12 protein-coding genes are annotated in these 14,424 nt (G+C 63.2%); 8 read left to right on the top strand and 4 right to left on the bottom strand.

The genetic code is table 11. The annotated features are described in order from the left end of the window. The first annotated feature begins 78 nt into the window (after positions 1–78). From BLT92_RS01855 to BLT92_RS01840, 5 genes are read left to right on the top strand one after another with little or no spacing between them, the layout of a single operon-like run. Positions 79–1,029: a zinc-dependent alcohol dehydrogenase gene (locus BLT92_RS01855; RefSeq protein ID WP_092102486.1), complete on the top strand. Its 951-nt coding sequence runs from the start codon at positions 79–81 to the stop codon at positions 1,027–1,029. Further along, on the top strand, positions 1,030–1,413 hold the full coding sequence (locus BLT92_RS01850; RefSeq protein ID WP_092102483.1) for a 6-pyruvoyl trahydropterin synthase family protein: 384 nt from the start codon (positions 1,030–1,032) through the stop codon (positions 1,411–1,413). Next, positions 1,410–2,402, top strand: a complete 993-nt coding sequence (locus BLT92_RS01845) for a glycosyltransferase family 4 protein (RefSeq protein WP_092102480.1) — start codon at positions 1,410–1,412, stop codon at positions 2,400–2,402. The genes BLT92_RS01850 and BLT92_RS01845 overlap by 4 nt, the downstream gene beginning before the upstream one ends. After that, positions 2,399–3,397, top strand: coding sequence for a class I SAM-dependent methyltransferase (locus BLT92_RS20320; RefSeq protein WP_157691300.1), 999 nt, complete (start codon positions 2,399–2,401; stop codon positions 3,395–3,397). The genes BLT92_RS01845 and BLT92_RS20320 overlap by 4 nt, the downstream gene beginning before the upstream one ends. Continuing rightward, positions 3,394–4,266, top strand: coding sequence for a lysylphosphatidylglycerol synthase domain-containing protein (locus tag BLT92_RS01840; RefSeq protein WP_157691299.1), 873 nt, complete (start codon positions 3,394–3,396; stop codon positions 4,264–4,266). Before BLT92_RS20320 ends, BLT92_RS01840 begins: the two co-directional genes overlap by 4 nt. Here the strand turns inward: BLT92_RS01840 and ribA are convergent. Further along, positions 4,196–5,635: a GTP cyclohydrolase II RibA gene (gene ribA, locus BLT92_RS01835; protein ID WP_092102474.1), complete on the bottom strand. Its 1,440-nt coding sequence runs from the start codon at positions 5,633–5,635 to the stop codon at positions 4,196–4,198. The genes BLT92_RS01840 and ribA overlap by 71 nt on opposite strands. Beyond that, entirely contained in the window at positions 5,632–6,453 is an 822-nt protein-coding gene (locus BLT92_RS01830; RefSeq protein WP_092102471.1) for a CDP-alcohol phosphatidyltransferase family protein, read from the bottom strand. Before BLT92_RS01830 ends, ribA begins: the two co-directional genes overlap by 4 nt. 142 nt (positions 6,454–6,595) lie before the next feature. Between BLT92_RS01830 and BLT92_RS01825 the strand changes: the two genes are divergently transcribed. Both BLT92_RS01825 and BLT92_RS01820 read left to right on the top strand, forming a co-directional pair. Beyond that, the gene (locus BLT92_RS01825) at positions 6,596–7,894 is read left to right on the top strand and encodes an amidohydrolase (RefSeq protein WP_092108671.1); all 1,299 of its coding nucleotides are present in this window, start codon (positions 6,596–6,598) and stop codon (positions 7,892–7,894) included. A gap of 65 nt (positions 7,895–7,959) precedes the next feature. Beyond that, positions 7,960–9,465 (top strand): succinyl-CoA:acetate CoA-transferase ScpC, encoded by a 1,506-nt coding sequence (locus tag BLT92_RS01820; protein ID WP_092102468.1) that lies wholly within the window; start codon positions 7,960–7,962, stop codon positions 9,463–9,465. A gap of 103 nt (positions 9,466–9,568) precedes the next feature. Here the strand turns inward: BLT92_RS01820 and BLT92_RS01815 are convergent, their stop codons facing one another. Both BLT92_RS01815 and BLT92_RS20680 read right to left on the bottom strand, forming a co-directional pair. Continuing rightward, positions 9,569–10,840 (bottom strand): ArgE/DapE family deacylase, encoded by a 1,272-nt coding sequence (locus BLT92_RS01815; protein ID WP_092102465.1) that lies wholly within the window; start codon positions 10,838–10,840, stop codon positions 9,569–9,571. A gap of 118 nt (positions 10,841–10,958) precedes the next feature. After that, on the bottom strand, positions 10,959–11,492 hold the full coding sequence (locus BLT92_RS20680; protein ID WP_197679654.1) for a hypothetical protein: 534 nt from the start codon (positions 11,490–11,492) through the stop codon (positions 10,959–10,961). 570 nt (positions 11,493–12,062) lie between these two features. Here BLT92_RS20680 and BLT92_RS01805 point away from each other — a divergent pair. Next, a complete protein-coding gene (locus BLT92_RS01805; RefSeq protein ID WP_092102462.1) occupies positions 12,063–14,297 on the top strand; it encodes an HNH endonuclease signature motif containing protein in 2,235 nt (744 codons plus the stop codon). The last annotated feature ends 127 nt before the right edge of the window (positions 14,298–14,424 follow it).

Genomic DNA, 14,424 nt, shown 5'->3' with positions numbered 1-14,424 from the left:
CACCTGTGCTGTTAGGATGCTCGTATGGCTTGGCAGTACTGGACCGATGCCCACCGACAGGGATGTTGGAGGGAGGTGATGACTCCTCATGCAGGTACCGACGCGGGTACCGGTGGGGAGCAGATGATGCGGGTGCGCACGACCGCCTCGGCGGTGTCGAAGGGGACTGAAACCCTCGTCCATACCGGCCGAGTGCCACCACGAGTCGCGGAGCTCATGGCCGCCCCGCATCAACTGGGTGATTTCCCCCATCCCGTCTCCTACGGGTATCTCGCCGTCGGCATCGTCGATGAAGGCCCGGCCGCATGGATCGGAACGCGCGTCTTCGGACTGCTGCCCCACCACAGCCATCACCTGGTGGTTCCGGACGATGTCCATCCGATACCCGAGGGCATCTCCGACCATCGGGCGCTGCTGGCCGGAGCCGCTGAAACCGGGCTCAACATCCTGTGGCAGTCACCCCCGCACTACGGGGACCGAGTGGCGATCATCGGTGGGGGCATGATCGGTGCCGCCACCGCTCTGTTGGCCTCGCATCTTCCGCTCGAGCGCCTCGAAATCATCGAGACCAACCCTGACCGACGTGCCCTCCTGACCAGCCTGGGCCTGACTGCGCTCGCTCCCGAGGACGCCGGTGATGACTGCGATATCGTCATCCATACCTCCGGGAGCGAAGCCGGGCTGGCCCGTGCCCTCGAGATCGCCGGCGATGACGGGACCGTCGTCGAAGCCTCGTGGTACGGGGACACGGAGCCCCAGGTGGCACTCGGTGCCGATTTCCACGCCCGACGCCTCTCGATCGTCGCCAGCCAAGTGGGCCAGGTCCCGGCCGGACACCGCGCGCGGAGGACCCGCAGCGAGAGACTGGGTGCCGCACTGAGCGCACTCCACGACGACCGCTTCGACGCCCTCATCACCGGAACTTCGGGGTGGCAGGACCTGCCATGGCTGATGGACGAACTCAGCAGCGACACTGCGCTCGCGACAGCCACCCTGTGCCATGTGCTCGACTACGAAGAAGGATCCTGAATGTTCAGCCTCAGCGTCAACGACCACGTCATGATCGCCCACAGTCTGCCGCACGAATTCTTCGGGCCCGCGCAGGCTCTCCACGGTGCCACCCTCGCCGTCGAGGTGACGTTCACCCGGGAGGAACTCGACGAACATCGTGTCGTCCTTGACATCGGTGAGGCTCTGGCGCTGCTCGACGAGGCCCTGACACCGCTGCGGTACACGAACCTCGATGAGCATCCCGATTTCGCGGGCCGTCTGTCGACGAGCGAGGCGATCGCCGAATACATCGGCACCGACCTCTCCACTTCTCTCGCAGACCGTCCCGAGATCGGGATCACGGTCCACCTGCGCGAGAACCCGCGCGCTGCGGTGTCCTATACCGTTGCGAATCGGCCGTGACCTACACCCTCATCGAACCGGACCTCGGCCGCACCAGCGGGGGACTGCGCTTCAACTCCGAACTCGCCGCCGCGGCCGAGGGGCGGATCGAACGCATCACCGGGCCTGGGACCTGGCCCGAGCCCTCGGACGAGGACGTGGCCAGGTTGCGCCAGCTGGTTGCACGATGTCAGGAAGCCGGCGATGCTGCGGCTGGGCGCGACCGCCCGGTCCTCATCGACGGGCTCATCGGATGCAGCCTCCCCACACCCCTGCAGGGTCCGATCGTGATGCTCCAGCATTCGCTGGCACAGACACCTGCCGCTGCCCGTCGTGAAGCCGACTGTCTGCGGTCCGCATCCGCTGTGGTGACGACGAGTGCATTCGCCGCCGCCGAGATGGCCCGGAAGTACGGCATCACCGCCGAGGTGGCCCTGCCCGGAACGCATCCACGTCCCGTGACGCAGCCCGGTTCGCCAGCCCACCTCATCTGCCTCGCAGCGATGGAGGACAACAAGAACCAGCTGTTCCTCGCACACGTCTTCCAGGAACTGAGACGACGCGGCATCACCGATTGGCGTTGCACCCTCGCCGGGCCCATCACCGACACCGACTATGCCGCGGACGTGTGTGATGCACTGGGTGGACTGAGTTCGGTGGATTGTGTGGGCGAACTCGACGGTGCCGCCGTCGATGAGCTCTACCGGCACGCGGACCTGCTTCTCCTGCCTTCGAAGGCCGAGACCTTCGGGATGGTCGTGCGCGAGGCCGCCGCCGCAGCTATTCCTTCGCTCGTGAGCGCGGGCACCGGGGCACAGGAAGCCCTGGTTGCCGGGCACGCACTGGAACTGGACATCCCCACATGGGCAGATGCCCTGGAACGGTGGATGAGACACGCGACCTACCGAACCGAACTCGCAGCCACGGCGCTCGAAGCTAGGGAATCCTCTGTGCACGGGTGGGACGAGACGGCGCGCACCATGCTCTCCGTCTTGGAGAGCGTCTCATGAACGCCGCAGAACCGGACTGGCTGGATCTGCGGGTGCCCTTCGATGATGCTGCACGACAGTATGCACTTCCGCTCCTGGACAAGGCGGCCCGCGCGCTGAGCCTCGACACGGAACGACAAGTCGGCACAGAACGACAAGTAGGCACAGAACGACCGCTGGTCGTCATCGACCTCGGCGCCGGAACCGGCAACTCCATGCGCTTCTTCGACCGCTGCCTCGCTCAACGACTGCCGGAGCGTCCTCTGCACTGGGTGCTCGTCGATGCCGATGAGTCCGCACTCGAGATCGCGGCCGACAGATTTGGTACAACGGTGCTCACGGTCGCGGCCCCGATCTCCTCCCTGCCGGCCATCGCTGCCGAAGTGCTGGGTGAGGTGGCCACGGAGGTGGGCACAGCCAGCCTGACGGAGGTGGGCACAGCCAAGCCAAGGGGCGAGCGACGAACAGCAGCCGCCGCGTCGCCAGATTCGTGTGATCTCCTCATCACCGGCAGTGCCCTGCTCGACGTGCTCACACGCGAGGACTTGGCGACCATCGTCGAGACGCTGCATCGCTTCTCCGGGGTCGGGCTGTTCCTGCTCAGCATCTCCGGGCAGTGGCGTCTGACCCCCTCACATCCAGATGACGGTGTCCTCGACGAGGCATTCGCCCACCACCAGCTCCGCGAATCACGCCTGGGCACCCACGCAGCGACGGTGCTGGAGACGACGGCGCGCAACACAGGTGCACAAGTGGAGACATCCGCCAGCCCCTGGCACCTCGAAGCACCACGGGACTCGGAGTTCCTCACCCGATTCCTCACCGAACGCGTCGATGCCGCCATCGAGGAGGAACCCCGTCTGCAGGCGAGGGGCCGGGCATGGCTGGAAGACCGGTGGGCCCAGTCTGGGCTCACCGTCGTCGTCGACCACACCGATGTGCTCATCGACGCCACGGTCCAACACGACACGAGGACAGCTCAGCTCGGCACGAGGAGAGGCGAACCGAAGCGATGAGGAGGCTGTGGGTGCGACGGGCGCTCATGCTGCTCATCACCATCGGCTTGCTCGTCCTCACCGTGCGCATCGTCGGGGTCCAGGCTCTGCTCGAAGGCGGACAGGTAGTCACGCCGATGACGGTCCTCGCGGCGCTGGTCCTTGGTCTGCTCGCCACGACCGCCCAAGCCATGCGGTTCTCTCTGCTGCTGAAGCAGACCGGAACACAGGTGACTCGGCGCCGAGCCCTTGCCGACTGCTACTCGGCCGGTCTGCTCAACACCCTCCTGCCCGGTGGACTGAGCGGAGACCTGGCTCGTGTCGCCGCCTACCGCAATACCGGGCCACGCCGGTGGCTGTCTCCGCTGACCGTCGTCGGTGCCGAACGGCTGAGCGCAACCACGCTGCTCTTCATCACGGCCACGCTCGCTCTCATCCCCGTGGCCCCGGCCTTCGCCTGGATCGCCGCAGCGGTCGCCGTGGTCACCGGGGTTCTCTCAATTGTGGGCATGCGGGGGATGAGAGCAGCAACCATCGGGCTCGTGTGGCTGATGGCGGCGGTGACCATCGGATCCTTCCTCGCCCTCTACCTCATCGCGATGCTCGCCCTCGGAGGTCCCGTCATCCCGGCGCTCGCCGTCGTCGGCTTGGCAGCGATGAGCATCCCGCTTGGCGTCGGCGGCTGGGGAGTGCGCGAGGTCAGCGTGAGCATCCTTGCCGGCAGTCTCGCGAGCTCGGTCGAATGGGCGGTCACCACATCGGCGGGCTACGGTCTCCTGGCCGCTATCTCAACGTTGCCGGGCGCGATCACCCTCATGCTCAGGCTGTGGAGGCGTCACCAGGAGAGCGATCAGCATTCTCCGTCGACCCGCCGCTCGCCGACTTGCTGAGCAGGTATTCGGTGCACATGTCCTCACCGAACCGGTAGCGGCGGAACGGGCGACGCAGCGCTTCAGCCATAACCTCAGTGCCCTCGAAGCGGATGCCTGGGACCCCATTGCCGATGAGTACGGGCGCCGAGGTGAGGAACAGTCGGTCGAGCACGCCGGCTGAGAGGAACGATGACACCGTCCGTCCGCCGCCCTCGACCAGGATCGATCCCGAGACATGCTCGCGAATGAGCGAGATGATGGTGGCGGGAGAGATCTCACTGTCCGCCGTCGCTGGCAGCCGAACCATATGGACGTGGTCGCCGATGTCCTTTGGGGGGACAACCTCGGCGCCGGTGAGCCACAGCGTGGGAGCCTCGGGCGAGGTGAGGACGGTCGCTGTGGCGGGGATCCGACCGTGGGGGTCGAGGATGACGCGGACGGGATTCTTCCCGGGGACGGCGCGCACCGTCAGTTGGGGATCGTCGGCCACGACCGTGCCGCAGCCGACGAGGACGGCACCGACAGACGCCCGGATCCGATGGAGATGGGCGCGGTCGATCTGCCCGGAGACGAACTGTGCGTCACCATTGGACGTCGCGATGAAGCCGTCCTCGCTCTGGGCCAGCTGTGCGACGACCTCGTCGCCACCGGCGATCGTGTCGTAGACGGCCAGCGTGTCCTCTTCGCCGACTGTGCTGATTGTGCCGACTGTGCTCGCGGTGTCCCCGGTGCCCTCGGTGTTCGCCTCCGTGGTGTCGACGTGTGGGTGCTCGGCAGGGGCGATATGGTCCATAAGGCGGCGTTTGGCCTCGAGGTATCCTGCGTTCTCCGGCCGGTCCGGCACCTGGAGGCTGAGGCGGTCGGCCACCGTGATGCCCATGCCCTCAAGGGCGGTGACCTTGCTCGGGTTCGAGGACAGCAGAGTGATTCGCGGGCAGTCGAGATCGTTGAGGATCGCTGCCGCCGCTGTGTAGTCGCGTGCATCATCGGGCAGGTCGAGAGCACGGTTCGCGGCGACGGTGTCGAGACCGGCGTCCTGGAGGGCGTAGGCGCGCAGCTTGTTCTCAAGTCCGATCCCGCGGCCCTCATGCCCGCGCAGATAGATGAGAATACCGGTGCCGGCGTGAGCAATGGCGGCGAGCGAAGCCGAGAGCTGGTCACCGCAGTCACAGCGATGCGAGCCGAGGGCATCGCCGGTAAGACATTCGCTGTGGACTCGCACGAGGGGAGCATCCACAGCAGCCGGGTCGCCGATCGACATCACTGCGTGGGCCGTTCCATCGTGAATGTAGGTGCGGAGTGTGAAGAGCCCGTGGACGGTGGGCAGCTTGCTCGGAGGCCCGCCGACCAGGACGGTTGAGTCCGTGCTTCTGTGCAAGGCAGTCATGGTCCAAGTCTACGTACAGGCAGGCGTTCTGAGTCTTCTGCATTCCCCGAAACAGCTTCTGCCTTCTGCGAAGCAGGCTGGAGCCGGGCGAAGTCATCTGCATATCTGTTGGAACCGCCCGGAATCTGGGGTCCGGCATGCCGCTCGAGCCACAGGATGTCGCGGCCGAAGGAGAAGATGAGCGCAGCGAGGGCGATCACTGCGCTCATGATGCCGAGACTCGGATTTGCCAGAGCCACTGGTGACCCAGCGATGAGGAGGAGGATTCCTTGGCTTGCCGCGATCGTTTTGCGCAGGACCGACGGCGGCAGCTGCTGCTGTCTCCAGGCGGGCCGCAGCAGAGCTGCCCCGCGGAAGAGATAGTAGAAGGTGCCTGGCAGAACAACCCACCATCCCCAGATGGGGACGAGTGCGACGGAGAGGACGAGCACAACGAGAGCATCGACGGATTCGTCGAAGTCGGCCCCCGCCGAGGTGGCCCCGGTTCGCCGTGCCACGTAGCCGTCGCAGGCGTCGAGGATGAGCGCCAGCCCACCGACGACGATCGCCGTCCACGAGAAGCCATCATCGCGGATGATGAGGGCGGTGAAGACCATGATGAGTCCGAGCCGTACGGTTGTCACGTCGTCGGCCGGCCGCCACCTCTCGGCGCGGAACAGACTCCGGCCGGCGCCGAGGCCGAAGAGGGCGAGCATGATGAGAACCGTTGACCACTGCGGCTGGAGCACCGCAGAGATCAGAGTGGCAGCGCCGAGCAGGGCCAGCGGCGTGAGGAGTCGGAGGCCGGGTGACTTTCCGGATGAGTGGGAAGTGCGCATGCTTCCATTCTGCCACAGTTGACGAGGTTGTCAGTCGACGACAGCCCAGCCTGTGGCTATCACCGTCATACCTGTGACTATCACTGTCATGAAGCAATAGGATGCGAAGGTATCTTTCTGCCGATCGAATCGAGGTGTGCACGTGAGTGTGGCACTCCAGCTCCAGGACCAGCTCGTCGCTTGGCGACGGGACTTCCACCAGTTCGCCGAGCCGGGATGGACGGAATTCCGGACCACCTCGGCGATCATCACAGTCCTGCGTGATCTGGGCTGGGACACGGTCTACGGACCCGAACTCCACGACGCCGATGCTCGCTTGGGTGTGCCCGGGGCAGACGTACTCGGTGCCGAACGCGAACGTGCAGTGTCGCAGGGAGCCGATCCGGAGCTTGTCGAGGCGATGGGCGACGGTTTCACCGGTGTTCTGGGCGTGCTCGAAACCGGACGCCCCGGGCCGGTCGTGTGCTTCCGCTTCGACATCGACTCGAACGACCTGGTCGAACTCGCCGATGACAGCCACCGCCCCTTTCTCGAGGGATTCACCTCGGTCAACGAGGGCGCCATGCACGGATGCGGGCACGACGGCCACGCCGCCATCGGACTGGGGTTGGCCACGACACTGACGAAGCTTCAGGATGAGCTGGGCGGGACGGTGAAGATCATCTTCCAACCCGCCGAGGAGGGTGTGCGTGGCGCTCATTCGATCGTGGCCGCCGGCTGGTTCGACGACGTTGACCTGTTCGTCGCGACGCATTTGATGGCCAACGGCGAGAAGGGTGCGATCGTGACCGGAGCCGACGGATACCTGGCGAGCACGAAGTTCGACGTCACATTCACCGGGGTCGGCTCACATGCGGGCGGTGACCCGGAAAAGGGGAAGAACGCGCTGTTGGCGGCGGCCTCGGCAACGCTGAATCTGCACGCGATACCCCGGCACTCGGCGGGCGCCAGCCGGATCAACGTCGGAACGTTCCATGCTGGTGAGGGCCGCAATGTCGTGCCGCGGACTGCGACACTTCGCGTAGAGACTCGGGGCGAGTCGAGTGAGATCAACGAGTTCATGTTTGATCGGGCGCAGGACGTCATCGCCGGTGCTGCGACGATGTATGGCGTCGAATACGAGGTGACTGTTGTCGGGAAGGCGGATCAGGAATCGCCGAGCCCGGAGCTGCTGCCCAACATCCGGGACAGCTTCTTAGGAGTGCACGGTGTCTCGGCGATCAGCGATACGAGCGGTATCGGCGGATCCGAGGACGCGACGGCCATGATGAAACGTGTCAAGGAACGCGGCGGCCTGGCCACCTACGTCCAAATCGGTATGGATACTTCGTGGGGCCACCACACCGAACGCTTCGACGTCGACGAGGACATGCTCGCCGTTGGAGTGGAAGCTGAGACGAAGATTGCGCTGGGGGCGGGGGAGTTCCTAGCTGGGCGGTAGGAGCGGCATAGGTCTTGGGTGAGGCGGAGCCCGTGGCGGAATCGGCGTCCGATAAACTCATGTGAATGTCGAGAATTACGTGCCCTGACCTGAGCTCTAAGGTTGTCACCGCGGATGCAGCGGCTGTTCATATCGGTCACGGTGACCGTGTTGCAATGAGCGGATTCACCGGTTCGGGATATCCGAAGGCTGTGCCCGGTGCCATCGCCGAGCAGGCCCGAACCGAGCATGATCAGGGTCGTGACTTCGGCATCGAACTGTGGACCGGGGCCTCGACTGCGCCGGAACTCGACGGAGTCCTCGCCGAGGCGAACGCTGTGAGCAAACGATTGCCCTTCCAGTCCGACCCGGCGATGCGGAAGTCGATCAATTCCGGCGACACCGAGTACGTTGATACTCATCTCAGTCATTCCGCCCAACAGGCCTGGTTCGGCTTCTACGGCAACCTCGATGTCGCCGTCGTCGAAGTCGCAGCCATCCTGCCCAACGGTCTGCTGGTTCCCGGCAGTTCGGTCGGCAACTCGAAGACATGGCTGGACCTCGCCGACAAAGTCATCCTCGAGGTCAACTCCTGGCACCCACGTGCCTACGAAGGCTTCCACGACGTCTACTACGGCACTCGTCGGCCACCCGAGCGTCTGCCCATCCAGCTCCTGGAACCCATGCAGCGCATCGGCGACCCCTACCTGCGGGTCGATCCTTCCAAAGTAGTTGCCGTCGTCGAGACCACGGCACCAGACAGGAATCTGGCGTTCAAACCCGCCGACGAGGACTCGAAAGCCATTGCCTCCCACCTCGTCGACTTCCTGCGCCATGAGATCCAAGCCGACAGGCTGCCTCCCGAGCTGCTGCCGCTGCAGTCCGGAGTCGGCAACGTAGCCAACGCCGTCATGGGCAACCTGGCTGACAGCGAGTTTGAGGGCCTGACCGCCTATACGGAGGTCATCCAGGACGGGATGCTCGACCTCATCGACAACGGCAAGCTCGCTTCGGTGTCGGCCACCGCCTTCTCGCTCTCGGCCGAGCGCGCCGCCGACTTCAACGAGAACATCGAGTCCTACAAGGGACGCATCCTCCTGCGCACGCAGGAGATGTCGAATCATCCGGAAGCTATCCGCCGCCTCGGCGTCATTGCGATCAATGGGATGGTCGAGGCCGACATCTACGGCAACGTGAATTCCACCCACGTGATGGGCTCATCCATCATCAACGGCATCGGCGGGTCCGGCGACTTCGCTCGCAACGCCTACCTCAACTTCTTCGTGTCGAACTCGATGGCCAAGGACGGAGCGATCTCCTCCATCGTGCCCTTCGCCAGCCATATCGACCACACCGAACACGACACCCAGATCCTCGTCACCGAGCAGGGGCTGGCCGATCTGCGCGGTCTGTCCCCGGTCGCGCGAGCACGCAAGATCATCGCCAACTGTGCGCACCCGAGCTACCGCGACCGCCTCGGCGACTATCTGGATCGGGCAATCGCAGAGAACCCGAACGGACGTCATACCCCGCACCTGCTGGGCGAGGCTCTGTCCTGGCACGGGAACTTCCAGGCCAACGGGAGTATGTGACGTCTGCCTGTGAGATTGCCTGATTCAGGGTGCCGAACTATTCGGCGATGCCGCGCCAGCTATTCGGCGATGCCGCGCCAGCTATTCGGCGATGCCGCGCCAGCTATTCGTCGATGCCGCACCATTCGGCGATGAAGAGCGCCATGGATTTCGTGCACCTGCGCACTGATTCGATGCTCACGCGCTCGTCGAATCCGTGGATGTTCTCCGTGACGGGGCCGTAGACGAGTGTCGGTATCTGGCCGTAGTTGATGAAGACTCGACCGTCGAGATAGCCGGGAGTGGTGAAACTGGTGAGATCTCTGCCGAAGGCATTCCGGTGAGTGCGTTCGAGCAGCTCTTCGGCATCGCTGCCGGGCCCGAGGACGTAGCCGTCGGCGTAGAACCCGTTGGGAGTCAGAACAGTTTCAAAGGTCGGGCGTGAACTCGTTCCGGCATCGGACACGCACTTTTCGACCTCGGCCCAGGCATCATCGGCGTTCGTTCCGGGGTAGGTGGCCACGCGGACCTGGAGTTCGCACCAGGCAGGCACGCTCGAGGGCCAGTCGCCGCCGCGGATCTCCCCGAAGTTGAAGTTGATGGGGTGGTCGAGGTCCTCGAAATACGGATGATCGGCCTTGCAGTCATTCCAGGTCTGTTCGAGCACGCGCAGAGCCTGCATCACATCGAACGCGGCATCGATGGCGTTGAAGCCATTGGCCATCTCTCGTGGGTGAGTGGGGTTGCCGGTGACCCGGACCGTGAACCAGAGGACCCCCACATTGGCTCTGACCAGGGCATCTTCCTCGGGTTCGGAGATGATGACCGCGTCTGCGGTGTATCCGCGCAGCAGAGCGGCCAGGGATCCGTTTCCGGTGCATTCCTCCTCGACGACGGACTGGAGGTGGATGCGACCAGTGAGGTTGAAGCCGGCTTCACGGATGGCATCGAAGGCGAACAGGTTCGCGACGAGACCTGCCTTCATATCTCCGGCACCGCGGCCATACATCCACCCATCGGCCACCTCGGCGTCCCACGGAGAACGAGACCATTTCTCCTCTGGTCCCTGCGGTACTACATCGATGTGGCCGTTGAGGATCAGGGACTTCCCGACGTCCCGAGTGGGCTGGTACGTGCCGACGACATTGGTCATCCCCGTGTAGTCGACGGTGGAGGGGCCGTAGCCCGGATGCGACGTCAGCTCGGGGGAGTCGATGGCCCACCGGTCGATGTCGAGGCCGAGCCTGTGCAAATGGGACTCGATGAGATTCTGTGCGGGTTCCTCATGTTCACGTCTGGACGGCGAGTTCACCAGCTCGGCGGTCGCCGCCAGTTGTTCGTCGAATTGGGCGTCGACTGCCGCGAGGATCCGTTGTTGTGCGTCGTTGGTGATCATCGGCTCTCCTTCGAGCGCAGCTCGTTCTGCGCGGTGGGCTCAGCTCCTACGCTGACCGTCTGCTCCGACTCTAGGGGAGCGCGGCCAGCGGTGCTGCAGCACTCTCACAGTCTGTCAATCATGTCAGCAACAGTGTCGGCACTGCTGCGACCACCAATGCGAGTCCGCAGCCGATGATTGCCAGTGATGATGCCAGCGCAGAGATCGGGTCCGACATGTCGAAAAGCAGGAGGGCGGCAAGCGCCGGAATGCCGATCGCTGAGATGCTCGCAGAAACCCACTCGACGGTACTGGCGGATTGGAGGATGGAAATGTAGGTAAGAGCTCCGGTGATGAGGATGGCGACCGACCAAGACACCCTGATCATCGCGGCCTTGCCAGCTTTTGGGTTGATGAGGGCGGGGGAGAAGTAGACGACGAACGCGAAGATCAGGCTGACGATCAGAGGCGCCAGAAACAGGGACACCGGGGAGGGGCCAGTCCGTTCCTGACGATGATCGGCACCTTCTTCGTCCCCGTATTCGCGATTCTCATCGTCGATTACTACATCATCAAGCGCCGGACCTATACGCGGGACATCCTGAGTGACGCAGGCGGCATCTATGTATACTCGCGCGCCGTCTTCCTGGGCTGCCGTGGCTGTGAGGGTCATCGGTGCCCTAGTGTCCTAACTGCTGACCTACGCTTATCCCAGCTCCGTCGGCGCGACGATCCCGTAATTTCTCGCATCGTTTGTGTTGTATCTGGGGCTCTCATGGCGTTCGCGGCCTCGGCTCGCCGAGGTTGCCAGGGGCCATCTGTCCGATTCTGTCGGGTGAGCGGTGAACTTCGGTGAGCGGCGGGCCTGTGATGTTCTCCCTGTGATCTCCGTGGTCACGGTGGTCTCGTGTCAGTGCCGAATGGGAGCATTGAGTAACGAACCGACTTAAGTGGATAGTGAACAGACTCAGGTGTGTTCAGGGCATGGGGTGAGGAATGGAAGATTTATTCGAATATCTATGTACAATTACAATTCGAATCAGTTAGAATACTATTAACAGATGATCTATCTAGTGGTTTAATCACTCTTCCCGACGATGACGTACGAGGCAGGTGAAATTCGATGAAGAGCACATCCGCATCCCACAGTGGGCGGCGCGAAGGAGCCGGATCCGCGTACAAAGACGCAGGACGAAAAGGCACAGGATGGAATGCGGGGCAAAGTGCTTCGCCTCGGTTTCGTGTGCGGTTCGAGTCCAGCGTCACTCGCCTCGGCGCTGCGTCTGCGGACGCCGACAGGGCACAGCTGAAAGTTCACGAACTCAGTGCCGGGGTCGTCCTCGAGCAGGTCATCCAGCATCACGGCACCGCTGTCCCAGAAGGTGACTCTCCATACAAGTTCGCCACGATCGCCGGAAGTGTTGCTCGATGTGGTGCGTCCTCAGCCGAAGAGCGTGCACGAGAGGCTGAGGAACGTGCGACCTTCGACGTCACCCCCTGGAACCCGGTGCCGGTGGACGAATCGGACGCAGTCCGATACTGCATGGATCTCGTATGCATAGCGAAGGCATCGACGGCACTGATGCGCTATGACTCCGAATTTGCGAAGTGTGTCTGCTCGCCCGAGGTTGAGTCGGAGTCCGAAGCTGAGGAACTTCCCGACTTCCCGGGTTTCGAACCCGACACCGATTTCTCCCGCTGGGTCCATGACAATGTGTTCACCGAAGATCTCGTCGAACTGTCGGCTGTCTTCGGAACCTCTACACCGCGCACGTTCCGGCGCCTGGCATCGGCGATGACAGTGATACATGGACTTCCGCGATTCGCGGACCGCGTCCGTGACGGCGAATTCACCCAAGTGCACGTCGATGCCGCTGCTGACCTGTGCCAAACCGTTGATCTGCGTTTTCTGCCCAGGCTTGACGAATACCTGTTCGTGAGAAGGGCCGACGTGACAAGTGAGGCGTTTCGAACAGCATTACGCAAAAAGATCCAGTTACTCGAACCCGCAGAAGACCGAGCAGAGACTGCCGCTCGTCGTCGCCGGGTCGATGTCGACACGTTCAAGGACGGCACCGCATGCATGTCGCTGACGGGCCCGGCCGCCGAGGTGCACGCCAGCTTCCAGCGCATCCAAGCCATGGCCCGAGCAATTCACGCGGGGCAGGCGAATACCTTCAACCTGGCGCCCGGGGTCGAGGTCATCGACGAGCGGTCGATCAGCAATCTCATGTTCGACATTGCTACCCGTCCCCAACCGAGGTTGAGCATCAAGGTCAAGAGGGCGGACCCGGTGACGGGAATTCAGAACACGACTGAATCGACTCTGCTCGATGACAACGGGGCGCCGCTGTTCGACTTCAACGACCAAGGAGTCAGCGGACTCGTCGACTGCGCGAAGGACAGTGCACCACAGTCGGTAACAGGTACTTCATTCTCTCCCACGACCACGCCGCAGGAAGACGTTGCGGAGTTCGACGTGACAGTCGGTATGCCTACCGACCAATGGTGGATCGCACAGCAAGCAGCAGTAGTCGTTACCGTTCCCTATCTGACGCTGACTGGCGATTCAGAGCTTCCAGGTTCACTGGCCGACGGGTCACCTGTGCCGGCTGAGACGGCTCGACGCATTGCCGGCCGCTCGAAGACATTGACGAGAATACTGACAGATCCGGCGACGGGCACTCCCATAGACGCGAAGGCCACAACCTACCGGATTCCGAACGATGTAAGGAAGACGCTCATCGCGAAATGGGCGATCTGCACTGTACCGGGGTGCAGTCGGCGAGCCGAGAAATCGGAAATCGACCATGTCATTCCCTTCGACCATGACCACCCTGACCAGGGCGGATTGACCCGCTTCTCAAACCTGCACCCTCTGTGCAAGAAGCATCATGCGGTGAAGACTGCTCGAAGCTATTCGGTGCGGATGCCACAAACCGGGTTGGTCGAATATGAGTTCTCCCACGGGGTGACTGCCACGGTCGTGGCCCCTGATCAGCCGGTGGACGTTGCTCAAGCTTTAGCACTCTATGCGCTTACCGAAATCAGTCCCAGAAGATGGCGAATCCCGAAGGACAAAGTTCCTCCACCTCCATATGTTCTGGAACTGATGCCCGGCGAGACGACCATTCGAGAACGCGACGAAGCGAAACAGCGCGAACAGGAACGCGCTGAGCATGAGCGGCGTCTGCAGGAGAGCTATGACCGAGCGAGACTCAGGCGTCGGCAGCTGATGATCGACCGAATGCTGGATTGGGAGAACGCGGCATTCCAACCCTGCCTGCTGCCAGGCTCGGAACCGGTGACCATGAAGAGGCTGCCGAGGGGTCGACGTCGATTCCACGGCAACTACCGAGCAAAGAAAACAGCAGACGATCGGACGTCGAAGATCGAGTACGTGCGCATCAACACCGGCCGGCGAATGTCTCGAGTGCAGTGGGAACATGATCTGGCAGCAGATCCGCCGCCCTTCTGATTAGGACGAATCGATCCAGGCCAAGCGTGATCGGCCCTGTCTGGACTCCAGCAATCCGGTGCTGAAGACAGATCGCTTGTCGCGTGGATCTGAAACCTCACTGCCGGGATCATTCAGGGCACGGAGC

This window comes from Brevibacterium picturae (assembly GCF_900105045.1).
In the GTDB taxonomy this organism is placed as follows: domain Bacteria; phylum Actinomycetota; class Actinomycetes; order Actinomycetales; family Brevibacteriaceae; genus Brevibacterium; species Brevibacterium picturae.
The sequence above is the reverse complement of the archived record's forward strand: the minus strand, read 5'-3'. Positions and strand labels throughout refer to the sequence as shown.